The sequence below is a fragment of the Candidatus Halobonum tyrrellensis G22 genome (genome assembly GCF_000495475.1).
Taxonomy (GTDB): Archaea; Halobacteriota; Halobacteria; order Halobacteriales; family Haloferacaceae; genus Halobonum; species Halobonum tyrrellense.
Genome location: NZ_ASGZ01000064.1, coordinates 111107 through 131229 on the forward strand (window position 1 = coordinate 111107; position 20123 = coordinate 131229).

A 20123-nucleotide genomic window follows, 5' to 3' on the forward strand; every position below is an offset into this window, starting at 1 on the left:
TCGGGTCGTGGCTGGTCACGTGTTCGTAGGGGGGAGTCCGTCGACGACGCGCGCATCGATCTGTACCGGTACGGCCCGTTGGCCGACGAGCGAGAGCGAGCGACTGACGCGCCGGGGTCGGTCGCGCCGGTCGACCGAGCACATATATACCACGCCGTGGTACAGCATAGCGTATGTCCGAGAGCGCATCCACCGGTCCGGTCACGATGGCGAAGATCATGGTGAACTCGGGCCGCCAACTGCTGTTGACGGCGTTCATGCTGGTGTTGGCGTACGCCGCAGTCACGCTCGGCTACTCCGGCGCGGCGGCGTTCTTCGGCATCGTCGCCCTCGCCCTCGGGGTCGTCCTCTACCGGAAGGTGCAAAACGAGCGCGTCAGGGCCAAGTTCGGCGAGTACCGCATCGACCTGTAGCGGGGCCGTCCCGTAGCGCCGCACGGCGACGCCACGCGGCCGGCACCTCCGCACTGCCGGGACCGCCGTATCGCCGGGGGGAACCCGGGTCCCGGGCCGTCCCCAGCCGTCCGCGGCCGTCTCCGGTAGGAACAGCTACATGCGCTCGCGGTCAGAGATACGCCCATGTCGGTCGAGACCATCGGCTGTCCACACTGCGGCGAGCAGACGGAGATCACGGTACGAGGGGACGAACGCGTCACGGAGGTCAAGAAGGACCGGAGCCTCCTCGACGCGCTCCTCGTCTTTCAGGGGACGAGCGTACAGACGGTTGAGTGCCCGGAGGGCCACGAGTTCTGCATCTACAAGGAGTGACCGGTGACGAGTCGTCGCTCGCGCCGGCCGGGCGGGCCGCCCCCGGGCGCTGACGAGCGCCGCCCCCGGCCGAGTGGGGTCCGCGACCCGCGATGACCGCGGCGGATGGGCGGGAGCGCCCCGGACGCCTGGCCGGCGGGTACGCCGGGCGGCTACTCGGGTTGGTCGCGACGTGTTCGCTGCTGGTCGTCGGGGGACAGGCGCTGTTCGCGCCGCTGTTGCCCGCCATCATCGAGGGACTCGCGATCACGCCGTCGGAGGCGGGCGTCGGGGTGACCGCGATGGCGGCGCTGAGCGCGGCGTGTCGCTACCCGGGGGGCCGGGCGGCCGACCGACTCTCGCGGAAGACGGTCGTCGCGGCCGCGCTCTGCGCGCTCGTGTCGGGGTTCGCCCTCCTGTCGACCGCGACGGCGTACGCTACGTTCCTCGTGGGGATGGCGGTCGTCGGCGTCGGCGCGGGCCTGTACGTCCCGGCGGCGTTCGCGCTGCTGTCCGACCTGTACGCCGACCGTCGCGGCCAGGCCATCGGCGTCAACAACGCGGCGGTCAACCTCGGGGGCATCCTCGCGTCCGGACTCGCCGTCGCGGTGTTGGCGGCCGCCCCCTGGCGGGCCGCGTTCGTCCCCGTGGTGGTCGGATTCCTCGTCGTCCTCCCGCTGTTCCACCGGTGGAACGACGAGCAGTACGTGGTCTCGCGGGTGCGGCTCGCGCCGGTGTCGACCGTCCGGCGGCTGGTCCGCAGGTCGCGTATCCGCCGGACGGTGCTCAGCGCCGGACTGGTCATGTTCGTCCAGCGGGGGTCGCTGGCGTTCCTCCCCCTGTTCCTCCAGACCGAACGGGGGTTCTCGCCTCCGCTCGCGGCCGCCGCGTACGCCGGATTCTACCTCGTGGGGGTGGTGACGACCCCCGCGACCGGGTGGGTCGGCGACCGCATCGGACACGCGACGGTCACGCTCGGAGCCACGGCCGTCGGCTGTGGCGGACTGCTCGCCGTCGTCCTCGGCGAGGGGGCGACGACCGCCGTCGTCGGCGTTCTCGCGTTCGCGTTCGGGATGGCGAGCTACTGGCCGGGCATGAACGCCTACGTGCTGGCGCTGTTCCCCGACGACAGCGCCGGCGGCGACTTCGGCGCCCTCGGGACGGTGTATCTCGGCGTCGGGAGCCTCGGGCCGACGTACGTCGGGTTCGCCGCCGAACGGTGGTCGTACCTCGTCGCGTTCGCCGGCCTGGTCCCGTGTCTGCTCGCCGCGACGGCGCTCAACGCGTGGCTCTCGGCCCGCGGGTGAGCCGGCGCCGCGGACGGTCCCACGGGAGCGGACGACGACCGAACGCGTCGGCGGCGTCGCTCGGAACGGCAGAAAACTGCGAACCGACGGTGCCGCGGGTTCTTACGCCGCCCACTGAGAGTCGTTGACGAGTTCCATCCCCTCGTCGTACGTCTGTTCGAGCACCTCGTCGACGCTGAGTTCGCCCTGCGAGGCCTGCTGTTTCTTCGCGCCGAAGATGTCGTACCCGATGGGCCCGAAGTCGGGGTGGGCCGGGTAGCCGTACTTGGCGTTCTCCGCCGTCGACTTGATCGTCTCCGCGAACCCGTTCATCTCGTTGGGGATCTCCTCCCAGAGGTTCTGGTTGGCGGGCATGAACCCGAGGCTCGGCATGGTCTGAACTTGGAGGATGGGGTCGTTGAAGTACTTCAGCAGTTCGATGGCACCCTGCTGTTTCTCCTCCCAGGTCGCCTCGTCGGCGCCGTCGGGCGGGAGCATGAGCACGCCGCCGGGGATGAGCGCGCGGCCGTTGACGCCGGTTCCCAGCCCGAACGACGGGGCCCACCGGAAGTTCTCGCGGTACATGTCGCCGCCGCGCTCGACGAACCCGGGCAGGTTCATCGGCGCCTGGTTCGACAGCGCGACCCGGCCGTTGATCATCAGCGGCGTGATCTCCTCGTCGTTCATCGTCGGCGTGTCGGGCGTGCCGAACCCGTGTTCGCGGAACAGGTCGATGTCGCGCTGGAGCCACGTGTGCCACAGGTCGCTGTCGACGTTGAGGTCGGACCAGTCCTCGTTGAAGAAGTACCCCTCCGCGCCGCCGTCGGCGGCCATCCACTGGTTGAAGTAGACGTCCTGGTTGTCGACGGTGTCGTGGACGGGCTGGTAGCCGATCTGCGCGCTGGAGTCCTCCTGAAGCGCCGTCGCGTGTTCGACCAGTTCCTCGAAGTTCTCCGGCGGGAAGTCGCTGTCCGGGTCGAGCCCCGCCTCCTCGTAGAGGTCCATCCGGCCGACGAACGGCGCGAAGACGTTCGCGGTGATCGGGAACACGGTGTTCCCCTCGTCCCACCCGCGGAAGGTGAAATCGACCGCCTCGTTGAGCGCGCCGATCGAGTTCATCACGTCGTAGTCGAACTCGTCTTGGTACTCGGCGAACGGCCGGATCTGCCCCGTCTGCATCCAGTTGCCCATGCTCTGGGCGAACTCGGTCATCGCCTGGGGGTACGTCCCCTGGTTGAACGCGTCGATCAGCGGCTGTTCGTCGCCCTGGAAGTTGACGTTCACCGTCGCGCCCGTCTGCTCTTCGAAGTTGCCGATGATGGTCTCGAGCGCCTCTTGGGCGGCCGGCGACTCGTCGTAGTACTGCCGCTCCCAGAAGTCGAACTCGACGCCGCTCAGGTCGGCCTCGACGGTCGCCTGCGCCGTCGTCTCGGAGCCGCCACCGCCGCCGCCTCCGTCACCCCCGTCACCGCCGCCTCCGCCTCCGCCGCCCCCGTCGCCATCGCCGTCGCCGTTGCCGCTACAGCCGGCGAGGGCACCCCCGAGGAGGCCCGCGCTGGTCGCCTTGAGAAACGGGCGCCGGGAGATCGCTCCCGTGTCGTCCGCCTCGCGGTCACCGTCGTCCCGCCGCGTGGACTGGCGTCTCTTGTCTGCCATTTGCTATCGCCACCCACACGTAGCCCCCGGCCGCATATATAATTATCCATCATGAGGGTGGGGCGACGGGGAACCGAAAAACGAGCGGGAGCGGACGAGGAGTCGAGGCGGGTGAGAACGCGGTCAGAAGCTGAGCGCGTCCTCGAGGTAGCGCCGGGAGGCGACGTACATGACCGCAGGCGGGAGCCCGATGGTGAACGTCATCGCCATGATGTACGGCCAGGGGTTGGTGGAGTCCGGACTCAGCGCCGTGAACAGGTTCACGATCGCCGGTCGGGGGCCGCCGCTGGTCGTCAGCAGGTTGGGGAACAGGAACGCGTTCCACCCCCAGAGGAACCCCAAGAACGCGACGGCGATCATCGCCGGCGCGGCGAGCGGGAGGACGACGCGCGTGAACGCCCCGAACCGCGTGGTGCCGTACACCATCGCCGCCTCCTCGATGTTGGGCGGGAGTTTCTGGAAGTAGTCGCGGAAGATCCACAGCGCGACGGGGATCTGTCCGGGGACGATACCCAGCCAGAGACCGAGGATCGTGTTGTACAGCCCGAGTTCGTGCCAGAGGGTCAACAGCGGGATGATCAGCCCCACGATGGGGAGGAGCATGATCAGGACGATCATGTAGAATATCTTCCGGCGCCCGGGGAACTCCAAGCGCGCGAACGCGTACGCGCCGGGGATCGCGATGCCCAAGACGAGGATCGACACGCCAACCGCGGTGAACAGGCTGAACACGAGGTTCGGCCCGATCTGGTCGAGAACCGCGACGTACGGTTCGAGGGTCGGTTCGTACGGGATCAGGTGCGGGTCGCCGAACACCTCGCTCCGCGGCCTGACCGACACCGAGAAGCCGTAGATCAGCGGGAGCAGCGTCATCGCCGCGATGACGCCCGCGAGGAAGTTCCTGAACAGCGGCCACCAACTGAACCGGCGGGGTGCGGAATCGGTGCTCATCCCTGGAAGCTCACCCCCGAACTCCGCCGCTCGAACAGGACGATCAGGCCGATGACGACGGTGAACGACAGCAGCGCGAGGAACAGCCCGACGGTGAACGACAGCGCCATCTCCTGGCGGTTCCACGCCAGCCGGTAGAGGACGATGCCGAGGACGGACGTGTCCCAGCCGGGCCCGCCGCGGGTGAGCTGGAGCGGCTGTTCGATCTTCCCGAGGTTCCAGATCACCCGGAGGATCAGCGCGATGATGACCGCCGTCTGGATCTGGGGGAAGATGATCTTCCGGAAGCGCTGCCACCGGCTCGCGCCGTACACCTTCGCCGTCTCGATGTGCGACTTCGGGATGCCGCGCAGGGAGGCGACGACGAGCAGGAACACCAGCGGCCAGAACGTCCACGTTCCGACGAGGGTGATGACGGCGAGCGCCGCGTTGCCCTCGGAGGTCCAGTAGACGGGCTGGTCGAGGATTCCCCACTCCATCAGGTACGCGAAGAACGCCCCCGAGTTGGGGTCGAGGATCTGTTTCCAGAGCGTACCGATGATCAGCGGCGGGAAGACGTACGGCGCGAGGAACGCCCAACTCGCCGCGCCCTCGAACCGGTCCATGTCCCAGACGATGAGCGCCGCGACGACGCCGAGGACCAACTGCGGGATCGTCTGTAACCCGTAGACGACCGTCGCCCGCAGCGAGGTGTAGAAGACGTCCCACGAGAGGATGTACGCGTAGTTGTCCAGCCCGATGAACTCCACCTCGCCGAACAGCGGCCAACTGTGGAAGCTCATCCAGATCCCCCACAGGAACGGCACCCACCACAGGAACACCAAGTAGAACGCCGTCGGGAGGACGAACAGGTACGCCAGCCTGTGTTCGTTGAACGACTCCCGCGCCCGGGTGAGCCGTCCCGGAAGCGTCGTGCTCTCCAAGCTCATCTCGTCTCTCCCCCCTACGCGACCCTGCCGCCCGGGCCGAGGGGCGCTGTGCGCGTTCGTCGGCGACTGTTCGCATCTATCATGTGGATTCGTGTCGAAGCGGACTCCGCAGACACATGAATGTTTCTATGGGGGGGTCGGTCCGCCGACGGGTAGTCGAGCCCCGACCGACGAGCGAGCGTCGCTACGTTTATATCTCCGGTTACTATATTATCAGAGCAGTATGGCAACAGACAACGAGGGGCAGCCGACGGCGCACGCTCGCGCGTCCGCCCCCGAGACGGGCGGGACCGCCATCGAGATCCGGAACCTCGTCAAGACGTTCGCGGACGGGACCATCGTCGCCGTCGACGACGTCGACCTGGCCATCGGCGGAAACGAGTTCGTCGTGCTCGTGGGACCGTCGGGCTGTGGGAAGACCACGACGCTCCGGTGTATCTGCGGGCTCGAAGTGCCCGACTCCGGCAGCGTCACGATCAACGGCGAGGACGTCACCTACCACGAGCCGAAGGACCGCAACCTCGCGTTCGTGTTCCAGGACATCGCACTGTTCCCCCACATGACCGTCCGCGAGAACATCCGGTTCGGACTCGACATGGCGACGAAGCTCTCGGGCGAGGAGAAGGAGACGCGGGTGCGCGAGTCGGCGGAGATGCTCGGTATCGGCGAGATGCTCGACCGGCGGCCGGCGGAGCTATCCGGCGGCCAGCAACAGCGCGTCAGCATCGGGCGGGCGATGGTGACCGAACCCGCCGCGTTCCTCCTCGACGAACCGTTCTCGGCGCTCGACGCCAACCTCCGCGACCGGATGCGGACCGAGGTGAAGCGGCTCCAGCGCGAACTCGAACGCGCGATGATCTTCGTCACCCACGACCAGGAGGAGGCGATGACGCTGGGCGACACCATCGTCGTGATGAACGACGGCGACATCATGCAGCAGGGGACCCCGTACGAGATATACAACGAGCCGGCGAACCGGTTCGTCGCCGACTTCATCGGGTCGCCGTCGACCAACTTCTTCTCCTGTGTCGCGAGCCCCGAGGGCGGCCGGATCGCGGTGGAGTCCGACCTGTTCCGCACCGTCCTCGACGACTCCTGGCCCGACGAACTCCCCGAGGGCGAGACGGTCGAACTCGGGGTGCGGCCCGAACACTTCGTACTCGGCGGCGACGACCCGCTGTTCGAGGCGTCGATCGACGTGATCGAACCGCACGGGCCGAACGACGCCATCTACCTCTCCGCCGGGGGAACGGAGATGACGGCCATCGAGACGCAGAGTCGCGTCGACGTGACGGACAGCCCGCTCCCCGTCGGGTTCGACGAGGACCACGTCTGGCTGTTCGACGGACGCGGCCGCCGGGTGCGCTGAGCGCCGAGCGCGGCCGTCGGCCGCTTCGAGCCACGCACCGCGCGGAAAACGAGCCGGGGTCTCCTCCCTCTCAGTCGAACATCGTGCCCGGGTCGAGTAAGTGCTCGCGGGCGACGTCCTCGTCGAGTTCTATCCCGAGCCCGGGCGCCTCGGGCACCTCGACGTACCCCTCGTCGATCAGCGGGTCGTCGCGCGTCAGCAGGTCGTCCCACCAGTCGACTTCGAGCGCGTGGTACTCCAGGAGGTCGGCGGTCGGCGCGGCGGCACAGAGGTGGACGCACGCCACCGTCCCCACGGGGCTACAGACGTTGTGCGGCGAGAAGACGATGTAGTTCTCCTCCGCGCGGTCGGCGATCCGCATCGACTCGCCCAGCCCGCCACAGGTCGAGGGGTCGGGCGTCACGATGTCGACCGCCTGGTCGTACAGCATCTCCTTGAACTCGTGGACGCGGAAGCGGTTCTCGCCCGCCGCGACCGGCGTCGCCGTCGACCGGGTCACCTCCCGCTGGACGTCCATGTTCTCCGGCGGGATCAGGTCTTCGAGCCACATCAGTTCGTACGGTTCGAGCGCCGTCGCCAGCCGCTTGGCGCTGTCGAGCGAGTAGTCCCAGTGGCAGTCGAACGCCAGGTCGATCTCGTAACCGATCTCGTCGCGGACCGCCTCGACGATATCCGTCTTCAGGTGGATGTCGTCGTTCCGCAGGCGGCCGTTGTACGGGTCGGGGTCGTTGTCCGACTCGATGTCGAGGTCGAACTTGAGCGCGGTGAACCCCATGTCGGCGACCCGGGCGGCCTCGGCGGCGTACGCCTCGGGGGTGTACGCCTCGGCGTCGGCGTACGCCTCGTAGCCGTCGTCGGTCTCGAACGCCTCGCCCGCGTGACAGTCGCAGTAGATCCGCACCGCGTCGCGGTACTTCCCGCCGAGGAGTTGGTAGACCGGGACGTCGAGTACCTTCCCGGCGATGTCCCACAGCGCGATCTCGATGCCGGTGGCCGCGGTTACGACCTTGCCGGTGGTGCCGCCGTGACCCGACGTCTCCTGAACCATCCGTCGGAACAGTCGCTGGACGTCGAGGGGGTTCTCGCCGACGAGGAAGCGCTTCATGTACTCCATGATGCCGGTCACGCCGCCGCCGCGGTACGACTCGCCGAGTCCCGTGACGCCCGCGTCGGTGTGGACCCGCACGAAGTTCCACTCGAAGTTGCCCTCGACGACGCACGTCTCGATGTCGGTTATCTCGACGTCGCGTTCGGGCGCTCGGTTCACCGCGTGGTTGGAGAAGTCACGCATGCCACGCACTGGGTGAACGACCGTATTAATACTGTAGGTTCCGACGGGTCGGGCTACTCGGGCGGCGCGTCCCACTCCTCGGCGTTGTCCTGCGGGTCGTAGCCGACCACCTCCCGCGCGTGGTCGATGTCGAGCCACCGCCGGTCGTTGTCGCTCACGCCGTAGAACACGTCGAACGTCACGTCGTCGTCGCGGAGACAGCAGTCGAACTGGTGGGCGCAGTCGCGCCGCGACTGCCACGTCGACTTCATCCGGAGCACCTTCCGCCGGTACCGCTCGCTGTCGCGGTCGGGGTTCGCGTCCGCCTCGTCGGTGCCGAGCGTCGCCGACACCGAGAAGCCGCTCTCGGCGTCGCCGTACGGGTGGTCGTCGTCGGGCATCCGGACGCTGCCGATCCGGAGCGCGTAAAACCGCGTCGGGTAGTCGAAGTTCTCCGTGTAGTAGCGGCCGTACGCCTCGCCGAACACCTTCGTCGCGGCGTAGTGGGAGTCGGGCCGGACGGGGTCGGTGTGGTCTATCACGAGACCGAAGTCGGGGTCGTATATCTCCGGGGCGTTGTCCGTCTCGTACATCCCGACGACGTGGTGGGTGGAGCCGAAGACGAACGTCCCAACCTCGGCCTCCCGCGCCGCCTTCAGGACGTTGTTCATCCCGACCAGGTTGGGTTCGAACACGTCCTCCCACCTCCCGTCGGTGGTCGGGTACGCCGCGAGGTGGACCACGGCGTCCTGGCCGTCGAACGCCGGCCGGATCGCGTCGTAGTTCGCCACGTCGGCCACCACCGTGTCGTGGCCGCCGTAGGGGTGGTCGGCCGGCCGGTCCGACCGGTTGAGGTAGGTGAACTCGTACGCCTCGCGGTCGGCGAGGTGGTCTATCAGCGCGGTTCCCACCCGACCGTACGCACCCGTGACTAGGACCTTCACGCCGTCCGGTTCGGCGCGCTACTACAAGCTTCTTTCGTGTAGGTTCGGACGGGAAACGCGCCTCTCGACGGCGCTGGCGACGGCGACGGGGACGACGGCGGCCGGTGGAAGATGGACGGACGAGCCGGCACGGAGGTGGGGCAACCGAAACGGCTTTAGTAACGATCGACCGTGTGTGTCCTATGGTGACACGCCGGTTCGACCACCAGGTGGAGGAGTTGCTCGAACGGATGACGCTGGAGGAGAAGGTGGGGCAGATGGTGGGGACGCCGCCTCACGAGGACGTCGCGGAGATGGAGTCGGAGATCCGCGACCACCACGTCGGCTCGGTCCACTTCGGGGGGACGCCGCACAACACGCCCGAGGCGAAGGCGGAGGTGGCGAACGCGGCCCAGCGAGTCGCCGTAGAGGAGTCGCGGCTGGGGGTCCCGGTGTTCCTGCGCGCGATGGCCGAACACGGCCACGCGGCGGTCGCGGGCAGCACCGTCTTCCCCCAGCAACTCGGCATGGCGGCGACGCGCAACCCCGACCTGGCGCGCGAGGCGGCGAGCGTCGCGGCGACCGAGATGCGCGCGACCGGCGTCCAGTCGACCTCCAGCCCAATCGGCGACGTGGCGCGCGACCAGCGGTGGGGGCGGATCGCCGAGACGTTCGGCGAGAGTCCGTACCTCTCGGCGCGGATGACCGCGGCGATGGTCGAGGGGTACCAGGGCGACGACCCGAGCGACCCCGAGAGCGTGCTCGCGGTCACGAAACACTTCCCGATGTACAGCGAGGGCGTTCGCGGCGAGGACACCGCGCCCAACGAGGTGTCGACGTACACGATGCGACGGGTCCACGTCCCGCCGTACCAGGCGGGCATCGACGCGGGGACCGGCGGGGTGATGCCGTGTTACAACTCCATCAACGGCGAACCGGTCCACGGGTCGAAGCGGATACTCACGGGACTGCTCCGCGAGGAACTGGGGTTCGAGGGGTTCGTGCTCGCCGACTACCGCGGCGCCGAGGACCTCCACCGCGCGCACGACACGACCGCCGACCTCGAACAGTCCATCTGGCAGAGCGTCTCCGCGGGGATGGACCTCCTCCCTTCGGGCGGGAGCACGTACACCGACGCCATCGTGAACCTGGTCGAGTCGGGCGAACTCTCCGAGCGCCGGGTCGAGGAGAGCGCGCGGCGCGTCCTCCGCGCGAAGTTCGAACTCGGCCTGTTCGACGACCCCTACGTCGACGTCGACGAGGCGACGCGGACCCTCGGCAGCGACGACCACCGCGAGATAGCCCGGCGGGTCGCCCGCGAGACGATGACCCTGCTGAAGAACGACGACGACGTGCTGCCGCTGTCACCCGACCTCGGGGAGGTGCTCGTCACGGGGCCGAACGCGGACGACATCGCCCACCAGCACGGCGGCTGGGGGAACGTCCGCGACCCCGACCCGATGGGCGACACCGTCCTCGACGGCATCGAGGCGGCCGTCGGCGACGACACCACCGTCACGCACGAACCCGGGAGCGGGATCAACGAGGCGGGGGACGTCGACGCCGCCGCGGACGCCGCGGCCGACGCCGACGCCGCGGTCGTGGTGCTCGGCGAACCCGACTACGTCCACGAGTTCTCCCGGAGCACGCTCGGCGACACCGCCGACGAGTTCCCCAAGCGGACGCAACTCACGCTGCCGGACGCCCAACTCGACCTCGCGAAGGCGGTCCACGAGACCGGAACGCCGACCGTCGTCGTGTTCGTGACGGGTCGGGTGTTGGCGACGCCGTGGGTCGCCGAACACGTCCCGGGCGTCCTGATGGCGTACCAGCCGGGGTCGGAGGGCGGGGCGGTCGCGGACGTGCTGTTCGGCGCGTACAACCCCCACGGGAAGCTCCCCATCTCGGTGCCCCGGTCGGAGGGGCAGGTGCCGGTCAGGTTCAACTACCTCCCCCACCCCCGCCACCACGGCGCCGAGGAGTCGCACGTCGACAGCTACGACCCGCTGTTCGCCTACGGACACGGCCTGAGCTACACGGAGTTCGCGTACGACGACCTGACGCTGTCGGCCGAGACGGTCGGTCCCGGCGACACCGTCGACGCGGAGGTGACCGTCACGAACGCGGGCGAGCGGGCCGGCGTCGAGACGGTCGAGGTGTTCGTCCGGGACGTGTTGAGTTCGCGCGTCACCCCCGTGCGGGAGCTCGCCGGGTTCGCGCGGGTCGAACTCGACGCGGGCGAGACCGACGTCGCCACGGTCCCGCTCGCCGTCGAGGACGCCGGCGTGATAGGCGACGACGGCGACCGGACCCCGGAGGCGGGGACACACCGGGTGTTCGCCGGCGACCTCAGCGCCGAGTTCGACGTCGAGCGGCGCTACTCGTAACCCCGACCCGTGACGCGACCCCCCGACCACCCCGGTGACGGCTCTCCCACCGCGCGGCGCTCGGGGGGACCGGGCGGTCGCGATTGATTCCCGGATTCCTAACTGTTAATACAGATACTCGCGAAGGTGCGGTGGTGCTCTGAATGAAGAGCGAGAAATTCGACGGCGCCGAGACGTACGAACCCGACGAGGGGTGGCGACGGGTCGCACTCGCCGGCAGCGACCGGTTCAGCTTCGAGTGGTTCGAGAAGCCGCCCGGACACAGTTCGCCACTGCACGACCACGAGAACGAGCAGGTGTGTCTGGTCCTCGACGGGGAACTCACCGTCGCGACGGAGACGGACGAGGTGACCCTCGGGCGGTACGACTCGGTGTGGCTGGCGTCGGGCGAGTCACACCGCGTGGAGAACAGCGGCGACAGCCTCGCGACCGGTCTCGACGTGTTCGCGCCGGGTCGGTCGTTCGACTTCTGGACCGACCGGTAGCGCGGCCGGCGGGCGCGCGTTTCCGGAAACGAGACGATCGATCGTTCGATATATCGGAACTCGACCCCGGTGGCCCCGGACGCGGCGTTCACGACGGGAATCGAGTTCGGAACCAGCCCCGGCCGTCGAGCGACGGCCGTCTCACACGCGAGCCGGTAGGACGGGCGGCTACCGCCGCGTTCGTCCGGATCGCGCCGCGTTCCACGGGTGTGTGGTTTGGTAATACGGAACAATGCTTTTGTTCGCTCGGTCCCGACTCCCGGACGCGATGGGAGACCAAGCGAAGAACCCGATCAAAGGAACCGAGAAGACCATCCTCATCGTCGAGGCGTTGAAGGAGATGGACGGCGCGGGCGTGAGCGAGCTCGCGGAGCGGGTCGGACTCTCGAAGGGGACGGTCCACGACTACCTCAGCACCCTCAGACAGCACAACTACGTCGTCAAGGAGGGGAACACCTACTACGTCGGGTTGGGCTTCTTCGAACTCGGCGAGTACGCGCGCAACCGGCTCCACATCTACCACGTCGCCAAGTCGGAGGTGGACAACCTGGCCGCCGAGACCGGTGAGCTGGCGAACCTGCTATACGAGGAACACGGTCTCGGCGTCTACCTCTACCGCGCTCGCGGCGAGAACGCCGTGACGCTCGACACCCACACCGGGAAGCGACGCTACCTCCACAACACGGCGCTGGGGAAGGCGATTCTCGCGTACATGCCCGACCACCGGGTCGAGGCGATCCTCGACCAACACGGCCTCCCGCGGGCGACCGAGCGAACGATCACGGACCGCGAGGAACTGTACGAGGAACTCGCCGCGGTACGCGACCGGGGGTACGCCTACTGCAACCAGGAGCGCGTCGAGGGCCTGCAGTGTATCGCGACGCCGCTGATCAGCCGCGCCGACGGTGCGGTGCTAGGGGCGATCAGCGTCGCGGGACCGACGACCCGGATGACGAACGACCGAGTGGGCGAGGAGATATTGGACCGACTCCTCCAGGCCGCGAACGTCGTCGAGATCAACGTCAACTACGCGTGAACGGTCGTCCCCCGGCGTTCCCACTCCCATCGCTCGTGTCGTCGCTCAGAACGAGCGTTCGACATTCCGGAACGAACTGACCGACACCCTCTCGTCGTCCCGGTTCGTGGAGTAGACGCGTACGATTACAGACGTACGCGTGTAATCGTATGGGCGAGACGACCGTCGCGGCCGCAGGTGCTGCCCGGCCGGGTCGTTCTCACCCTCTCCGCCCCGGACGAGAACGACCGTCCGACCCTCCCGAATCATCAACGTCCGACACTGTAGGACCTAATATACGAAGTTCGATATGATTTCAGAACCGAACTCCCGTGTCCGACGCGGGAGCGGGTTCGTACAGAACCGGCGACAGAACTCGGCTGTGGCCGGCGGAACTCGGTGGATCCGGGCGGTTTCCGCGGTCGATACGGATGTCCGACCGATCCCGCGCGAGCGCCCGGAGATTGATAAGGGTTCGGCCGTAGTCGGACGCATGGACATCGACACCGAAGAACTCCGCGCCTCGCTCACCCCTCGCGAGGAGAACGAGGCCATCAAGTCGTACCAGAACACCGTCTCGGTCGCGTGTCCCGCGTGCGGGGAACCGTTCGACGACCTCGTGGTCTGTAAGCAGAACCCGACGAGTCTCGACCTCTCGAAGCGACTCGACCTGTGTGTCGGCGTCGACGACGACAAGGCGTACATCTTCACTCACAGCTAACCGGCCCCTAGCTCCGCCAGGGTGCCGCCCGCCGTTGGAGTTGGCCCGCGAACTGATATCGGGTAGTTGATATGACGGAACGGGATGCATGTATCGTATCTTTCTGAAATCGGTTCCAGCGAAAGTTCATACGGCTCCCGGCCCTGGGTCCGAACGCGCAAATGTCCGAATACGAACTGCCGCCGCTCCCGTACGACTATGACGCGCTCGAACCGCACATCTCCGAACAGGTGCTGACGTGGCATCACGACACCCACCACCAGGGCTACGTCAACGGCTGGAATTCCGCCGAGGAGACGCTCGAACAGAATCGCGAGGAAGGAGAGTTCGGTTCCTCGGGGAGCGCCCTGCGGAACGTCACCCACAACGGGTCGGGACACATGCTCCACACGCTGTTCTGGCAGAGCATGAGCCCCGAGGGCGGCGACGAACCTTCCGGTGAACTCGCCGACCGGATCGAGGAGGACTTCGGCTCGTACGACGCCTGGAAGGGCGAGTTCGAGGCCGCAGCCAAGAACGCCAGCGGTTGGGCGCTGCTCGTGTACGACTCGTTCTCGAACGAACTCCACAACGTCGTCGTGGACAAACACGACCAGGGCGCCCTCTGGGGCAGCCACCCCGTCCTCGCGCTCGACGTCTGGGAGCACTCCTACTACTACGACTACGGCCCCGCCCGCGGCGACTTCATCGACGCCTTCTTCGAAGTCGTCGACTGGACCGAACCCGCCGAGCGGTACGAGCAGGCCACCCAACTGTTCGAGTAGTCGAGCGATAGAACCGACGGACGACCGGTCCGTCGGGCAGTCGGCCCCGAACGCGGCACCCGACCGTGGGCACCGGAACCGGGTCCCGCACCCCGACGTTCGCGGTACCGTTCTCCGAGCCGCCGAACCGCCGTGAGCCGGGCGTCCGAGACGCGGCCCGGTGTTCGAACTCGACGGGGTCGACCGTCAGACGCGTGAACGAACGCGTCCGCGCCGTCAGTGCTGTTCGAGCCCCTGCCGCAGGAGGTCGATGACCGCGCCGAGGATGACGACGTTCTTCACGAACTGGTACAGTTCGACCTGTCGCTGCTGGTCGTCCTCCTCGTTCCAGAAGTCGTGCATCGTCGGGGTGACGCCGAGCAGGAACGACCCGACGGCCCCCGCCGCGAGGACGGGCATCCGCCAGAGCAGGACGCCGATGCTCCCGACGCCGAGCATCCCGCTCCCGAACGGAACCAGTTTGTCCGCGAGCGGGACCCCGTTCGCCTCGGCGTACCCTATCTGTCCCTCCAAGTCACGGAGATTCTCGAACGCGGTGTACGCGAGCAACCCTCCGACGAGGAGCCGTCCGATCCTCGACGGCGGGTTCCGCTCGGTTTTGCGCAGCGAGCGCCCCCCATCCGACTCCTCCTCTTTTTGATCGGTTTCGACAGCCATCGTCCCCCTTACGTCGGCGTTGATTGACAAGGCTGTCGGTCCCGTTCTCGTACTCGCGTCGTCACGTTCGGCGGAACATCGCCCCGATACGCCGTGACAGATAGTATACGATATCTGCCTGTTGTCGCATATCTGTCCCCGCTACGCCCGTGTACGCGCTGCTCGAAGGCCGGAGCGCTTCCCGGGATATTATTCGATGTCCGATAGGAGATGCGGTCTCGACGTACGCTCACGACGGCGAAACGACCCCGCCGGCCGGCCGTCGTCCGTGCGGTCGGGGGTCGGCGCGGCCCGGCCGGCCCGACGGCGGCGGGACCGCGCTTCGGGGTCGCTACTCGCTCGGCAGGTCGACGGTGACCGTGTGTTCGCCGGGACCGAAGGTTCCGGTCGTGCTCTCGAGTAGGACCTGTTCGTCCGCGGTGTCGGCGTCGAACGTCTCGTCCGACATCGAGTAGACTGCGAGCGACAGCGTCATCTCGTCGCAGCCGTCCGCGACGGTGAAGGTGACGCTCGCGGTGCCGTCGTCGTGTTCGCGGATGTGGCCGTAGTCGAGACAGTCCCGTATCTCAGCGCTCGGCCACGCGGTGTCCTTCTCCGTGATGCCCTCCTCGGCCGACCCGAACGCGAACCGCATCAGGCGGTCTTGGGCGGCGTACAGGCCGTCCTCGCCGAGTTCCTCGATCGGTTCGCCCGCGGCGAAGTCCACCTGGTAGTACGATTCGGCGTCGGTCGCCTCGGCGGCCCGGAGCGTCACGGCCGATTCGACCGTCTGGCCGGCTTCGAGCGTCGGCTCTTGGCCCAGGGCGGGCTGGCGGTTCATCCAGCCGTAGGGGTTGGTCCCCGAGATGGAGCGGTCGAGGACGAGCAGGTCGACCGACTCGGTCCGGGCTTGCGCGCGGACGTGCTGTTCGCGGTCGGCGTCCGACGCCGCGCGCAGGCCGGTTCCGGCGCCGTCGGTGAGGTCGACGCGGTGGACGTTCCGCTTCGTGCTCCGGAAGTCGTTCGACCCGTACGCCGTGGTGTCGTCCTTCCACGGCTGTCCCGTCTGGATGTCGATCGCCGGACTCTCCGGCCGCGTCCCGTCGGGGAACGCCGAGGCCGTCCCCGTCTCGCGGCCGACGTGGTCGGCGGGGTAGGCGCTCCAGAGACCGTCCCGGTCCCACGACAGCGTCGTGAACCCGGGGCGGGCGGGGAACGCGACGCCCGCCTCGCGTGCGTCGACCGCCTCGGTGAGCGTGAACGCGTAGCCCACGCGCAGGCCCTCGGCGGCGGGTTCGAGCGTGAACGTCCCCTCGGCGGTGTCGTACGCGACGTCGACCAACACACGGTCGCCGTCCCGGCGGACGCCCGTCACCGTCCGCCCCGACAGGCGGTGGTCGATGGCGGTCTCGTACTCGCGGCCGGCCTCGTCTTGGGTGGGTGTGACGGCGAACTCCAGGCCGTCGACGAGTGAGTCACCGTCGGCCGACCGGACCTCGACGGCGCCCGTCTCGCTATCGACGTGCGCCGCGACCGACCCGGCGTCGACGGTGAACGACCCGTCGCCGGTCTCGACGCCCGTGCCCTCGGCGCCGCCGTCGTCGGCCGCCGCTGCGTCGGCGTCGTCGGGTTCGGCGACGAACTCGTTGACCGTCCACCCGTCGTGGACCGCCTCGACCCGGACCGACTCGCCCGGTGCGGGGACGGTCACCCGCGTCTCCTCGCCGGGCGCGAGCGAGACGTCGAGGTCGGTTTCGTCCCCGTCGCTGTCGGCGGTCAGCGTCACCTCCGAGAGGTCGGTGAACTCGTAGCGGTTCTCGACGGTCAGCGTGACGCTCCCGCCGTCGGCCGCCCACGCGGCGTCGGAGAACGTGACCGGCGCGTACACCTTTCTGACGTGCCAGAACTCCGGGCGGTGCCGGCGGTTGCGGTCGAGCATCCCCCAGAGGTACTCGCCCCACTGTTCGAGGTGGTCGCCGCCGGCCCACAGCGCCGCCCCGGCGACCGACTCCGCGTTCCGGCACCGCTCCCAGATGGTCTCGAACACCCGCCCCCACTCGTCGCGCAGGCCGGGGTCCGTGACGAGTTCCTCGTCGTTGTAACAGTAGGTGTGGGCGTACTCGTCGTACAGCAGCGGCGCGTCGGTGCCGGAGTACTCCTCGACGGTCGACCCCGACCGCAGCGCCGGGTAGTGGTGCGCGCGGAGTTCGTACTCGTCGTGCCACGGGTCCGACGGGTCGTACACGTCGTGGTTGAATATCTTGGGTCGCGTCGGGTCGAACTCGTCGACCAGACCCGCGACCGTGTCGAACACGTCGTACCACTCCGACTCGTTGGCGATCGACCAGATGCAGACCGACGCCCGGTTGCGGTCGCGCTCGACCGTCTCCAGCGTCTGTTGGACCACCACGTCCGGATAGGGGTCGCCGCGGTCGCGCCCGACGAACATGTGCGGCGCCTCCATCTCGACGACGATGCCGAGTTCGTCACACGCCTCGAGGAACGCCTCCGAGGTGGGGTGGTGGGCGGTGCGGACGTAGTTGACGTTCGCCTCCTTCAGCCGGCGGGCGTCCTCGCGGGTGATCGCCGGCGGGATGGCCTGGCCGTACTGCGGGAGGTGGATCTCCTCCCAGTTGACGCCCCGGAGCGTCACGGACGTGCCGTTGATCAGGAGTTGGTTCCCGCTCACCTCCACGTCGCGGATGCCGACCGACTCGGTGACCCGTTCGGTCGTCTCCCCCGCGTTCAGTTCGACCGCGACGTCGTACAGTCGGGGGTGTTCGGGGTCCCACGTCCGCGGGTCGGAGACGGGAATCTCGACCGACAGCTCCTCGGTCGCGCCCGCAGCGAGCGAGGTGACCTCCGCCTCGGCCGACCCCGCGGTCGACCCGTCGGGACCGGTCAGCGTGACCGTGGCCGTCGCGGCGTCGAGGGCCGCGTCGCCCGCGTTGGTGACCGGGGCGTCGACGTGCACCGTCGCGCTCCCGGCGTCGAGGTCGGTCCGGACGACCAGGTCCGAGAGGTGCGCGTCGGGCAGGCCGACGAGCGTCACGTCGCGCGTGATGCCGCCGGTGACGTTCTGCCAGCCCATGTCGTCGGACGCCGACCGCTGGGCCACGCCGACCGCGAGGTCGGTCGACCCGTCGGGGTCGACGGCGTCGGTGATATCCACCTCGAAGGGGGTGTAGCCGCCGACGTGTTCGGTCACGAGCGTCCCGTCGACGTACACCCACGCGTGGCTGTACACCGCGCCGAAGTGGAGTTTGACCCGCCCCTCCCAGCCGTCGGGCACCTCGAACTCCCGGCGGTACCAGCCGCGTTGGCCCTCCGGCGGGTACCACTCCGAGGACCCACTGGGGACGTAGTAGTCCTCGTACGCCCACTGGCCGGGCACGGCCTCCTCGCGCCACTCGACGCTGCGGTCCTCCAGCGAGTCGTACGTCAGCCACAGCACCGCGTTCGACGGCACCGACGAGAACCCCTCCGCGACCTGCGCGTCGGTCAGCGCCGTATCGAGCGCCGCGGTCGACCTGACGGAGACGTCGAGGTCGTCGCCGCCGACCACGAACGGCGCGTCGCTGCTCGCCAGCCCCGACGCGCCGTGGGAAATCGCCCCGCGGAACTCGCCGTCGACGTAGATGCGGTTCTCGTCGGCGGCGACCACGACGGTCAGCCGGTGCCACTCGCCGGTCGAGACGTCGGTCTGGACCGAGTCGGGGTAGCTCCCGTCGGCGGTCTGCATGTAGAAGGAGGCGGTCCCGTCGTAGATGCCGAGTCCGAACTGCTCGGTGCCGGTGGAGACGGGACTGCTCCCCTTGTCGACGACGAGACCGCTCCCGCCGTCGTACTTGACCGTCGCTTCGAGCGTGAACCCGGTCGACGCGAGGTCCAGACTCTCCGGTGACCCCGCCGAGACGTACGGCGCGCCCGCCAGGTCGAGCGCCTGCCCGCCCTCGCCGGCGACGAACGCGGGGTCGCCGACGAGTTCGCCGTCGTTGCCCGACCCCGACTCGTCGGCGACCACGCCGCCCGACGCGGAGTCGAACCCGAGCCACGCCACCGCGCTGTCGGGCACCGAGTCGAACCCGCCGGCCACCTGCTCGGCCGACAGCGCCGCGTCGAACGCCGCGAACGCGTCGACCACCGGCGTCCCCTGCGTGCCGTCCGCGGAGTTGTAGCCGACGTGGAGCGGCGAGTCCGTGTGCGGGAGCGACGAGACGCCGTGTTCGAGCGAGCCGACCGCCTCGCCGTCGACGTAGAGACGCATCGCGTCCGGTCCCATCACGAACGTCGCGGTGTACCACTGGCCGGGAGTGAGGTCGCCGCCGGTCACCGTCGGCCAGTCGCCCTCGCCTTGCGTCCAAAAGGAGAGTTCGCCCCCGTAGACGCCCGCGGAGTACTGGCTCCCGCCTTTCGAGAACAGCAGCGTGTCCGCGGAGTACTTGAACGTCAACTGGACCGTGAAGCCGGGTTCGGTGAAGTCGAGACCCCCGGCGTCGCCGACCGCGACGTACGCGTCGCCCGCGAGGTCGACCGCTCGGGCCGACTCGTCGGTGACGACCGGCGGGTCGTTCGCGAGGGTCGCGTCGTTACCCGCGGGCGAGGAGTCGGGCGTGACGACCCGCGACCCGTCCGCGCTGCTCGGCGGGCCGTCGCTCCCCGAGAGCGCGAACTCCCACGTCCCGTTGAGCGACCGCGTCCCGCCCGCATCCGTCTCGGCCGGGCGCGGCGTCGTCCCGACCGACTCCACGATGTCGGCGTACTCGCCCTCCGCGGCGGCCCGTGCCGCCTCCTCGGCCGCGCTCGCCCCGACCGGTAGTGTCGATCCGAGCGTGATCCCAGCGACCCCCGAAAGGACCGTTCGGCGGGTCGGCGCTACCGCTCTCCGTGACGGTGTCTCGTGTTCCTTCGACATGCCAGGTGATTCCGAGTGAACATCTACGTGCCGGGACAATAACTTCGATGGTTGATCATACGGGTACTCC

Annotated in this window: 16 protein-coding genes; 9 read left to right on the top strand and 7 right to left on the bottom strand. The window is 68.6% G+C overall.

Annotation, left to right across the window (positions count from 1 at the left end):
• The first annotated feature begins 173 nt into the window (after positions 1-173).
• The 3 genes from K933_RS15975 to K933_RS15985 all read left to right on the top strand — a co-directional run bounded on the left by K933_RS15975 (position 174) and on the right by K933_RS15985 (position 2053).
• Positions 174-413: a hypothetical protein gene (locus tag K933_RS15975; protein ID WP_049947951.1), complete on the top strand. Its 240-nt coding sequence runs from the start codon at positions 174-176 to the stop codon at positions 411-413.
• 165 nt (positions 414-578) lie between these two features.
• Positions 579-767: a hypothetical protein gene (locus K933_RS15980; RefSeq protein WP_023395792.1), complete on the top strand. Its 189-nt coding sequence runs from the start codon at positions 579-581 to the stop codon at positions 765-767.
• A 92-nt stretch (positions 768-859) separates the two neighbouring features.
• Positions 860-2053 carry an MFS transporter gene (locus K933_RS15985; RefSeq protein ID WP_023395793.1) on the top strand — a complete coding sequence of 398 codons (1194 nt, stop codon included), beginning with the start codon at positions 860-862 and terminating at the stop codon, positions 2051-2053.
• Between the two features lie 102 nt (positions 2054-2155).
• On the opposite strand, the gene K933_RS15990 is transcribed toward K933_RS15985, so the two are convergent.
• The 3 genes from K933_RS15990 to K933_RS16000 all read right to left on the bottom strand — a co-directional run bounded on the left by K933_RS15990 (position 2156) and on the right by K933_RS16000 (position 5568).
• Entirely contained in the window at positions 2156-3688 is a 1533-nt protein-coding gene (locus tag K933_RS15990; protein ID WP_023395794.1) for an extracellular solute-binding protein, read from the bottom strand.
• A gap of 123 nt (positions 3689-3811) precedes the next feature.
• Positions 3812-4639: a carbohydrate ABC transporter permease gene (locus K933_RS15995; protein WP_023395795.1), complete on the bottom strand. Its 828-nt coding sequence runs from the start codon at positions 4637-4639 to the stop codon at positions 3812-3814.
• On the bottom strand, positions 4636-5568 hold the full coding sequence (locus tag K933_RS16000) for a carbohydrate ABC transporter permease (protein WP_023395796.1): 933 nt from the start codon (positions 5566-5568) through the stop codon (positions 4636-4638). Before K933_RS16000 ends, K933_RS15995 begins: the two co-directional genes overlap by 4 nt.
• A 223-nt stretch (positions 5569-5791) precedes the next feature.
• Between K933_RS16000 and K933_RS16005 the strand changes: the two genes are divergently transcribed.
• Positions 5792-6937, top strand: a complete 1146-nt coding sequence (locus tag K933_RS16005) for an ABC transporter ATP-binding protein (protein ID WP_023395797.1) — start codon at positions 5792-5794, stop codon at positions 6935-6937.
• A 70-nt stretch (positions 6938-7007) separates the two neighbouring features.
• Here the strand turns inward: K933_RS16005 and K933_RS16010 are convergent, their stop codons facing one another.
• Positions 7008-8228: a mandelate racemase/muconate lactonizing enzyme family protein gene (locus tag K933_RS16010; RefSeq protein WP_023395798.1), complete on the bottom strand. Its 1221-nt coding sequence runs from the start codon at positions 8226-8228 to the stop codon at positions 7008-7010.
• Between the two features lie 53 nt (positions 8229-8281).
• Positions 8282-9151 (bottom strand): NAD-dependent epimerase/dehydratase family protein, encoded by an 870-nt coding sequence (locus K933_RS16015; RefSeq protein ID WP_049947953.1) that lies wholly within the window; start codon positions 9149-9151, stop codon positions 8282-8284.
• Between the two features lie 182 nt (positions 9152-9333).
• Here K933_RS16015 and K933_RS16020 point away from each other — a divergent pair, with 182 nt between their 5' ends.
• From K933_RS16020 to sod, 5 genes are all read left to right on the top strand, one after another.
• Positions 9334-11517, top strand: a complete 2184-nt coding sequence (locus K933_RS16020) for a glycoside hydrolase family 3 N-terminal domain-containing protein (protein ID WP_023395800.1) — start codon at positions 9334-9336, stop codon at positions 11515-11517.
• 143 nt (positions 11518-11660) lie between these two features.
• Positions 11661-12002, top strand: coding sequence for a cupin domain-containing protein (locus K933_RS16025; RefSeq protein WP_023395801.1), 342 nt, complete (start codon positions 11661-11663; stop codon positions 12000-12002).
• Positions 12003-12270: 268 nt separating this feature from the next.
• Positions 12271-13038 (top strand): IclR family transcriptional regulator, encoded by a 768-nt coding sequence (locus K933_RS16030; RefSeq protein WP_023395802.1) that lies wholly within the window; start codon positions 12271-12273, stop codon positions 13036-13038.
• A gap of 472 nt (positions 13039-13510) precedes the next feature.
• Positions 13511-13738, top strand: coding sequence for a DUF7385 family protein (locus tag K933_RS16035; protein WP_023395803.1), 228 nt, complete (start codon positions 13511-13513; stop codon positions 13736-13738).
• A 161-nt stretch (positions 13739-13899) separates the two neighbouring features.
• On the top strand, positions 13900-14502 hold the full coding sequence (gene sod, locus K933_RS16040; protein ID WP_023393323.1) for a superoxide dismutase: 603 nt from the start codon (positions 13900-13902) through the stop codon (positions 14500-14502).
• A 216-nt stretch (positions 14503-14718) separates the two neighbouring features.
• Here sod and K933_RS16045 read toward each other — a convergent pair whose 3' ends face one another.
• Together K933_RS16045 and K933_RS16050 are read right to left on the bottom strand one after the other, a co-directional pair.
• Complete coding sequence (locus K933_RS16045; RefSeq protein ID WP_200862336.1) at positions 14719-15159, bottom strand: DoxX family protein; 441 nt, start codon at positions 15157-15159, stop codon at positions 14719-14721.
• A gap of 331 nt (positions 15160-15490) precedes the next feature.
• Positions 15491-20053, bottom strand: a complete 4563-nt coding sequence (locus tag K933_RS16050) for a glycoside hydrolase family 2 TIM barrel-domain containing protein (RefSeq protein ID WP_023395805.1) — start codon at positions 20051-20053, stop codon at positions 15491-15493.
• Between the last annotated feature and the right edge of the window lie 70 nt (positions 20054-20123).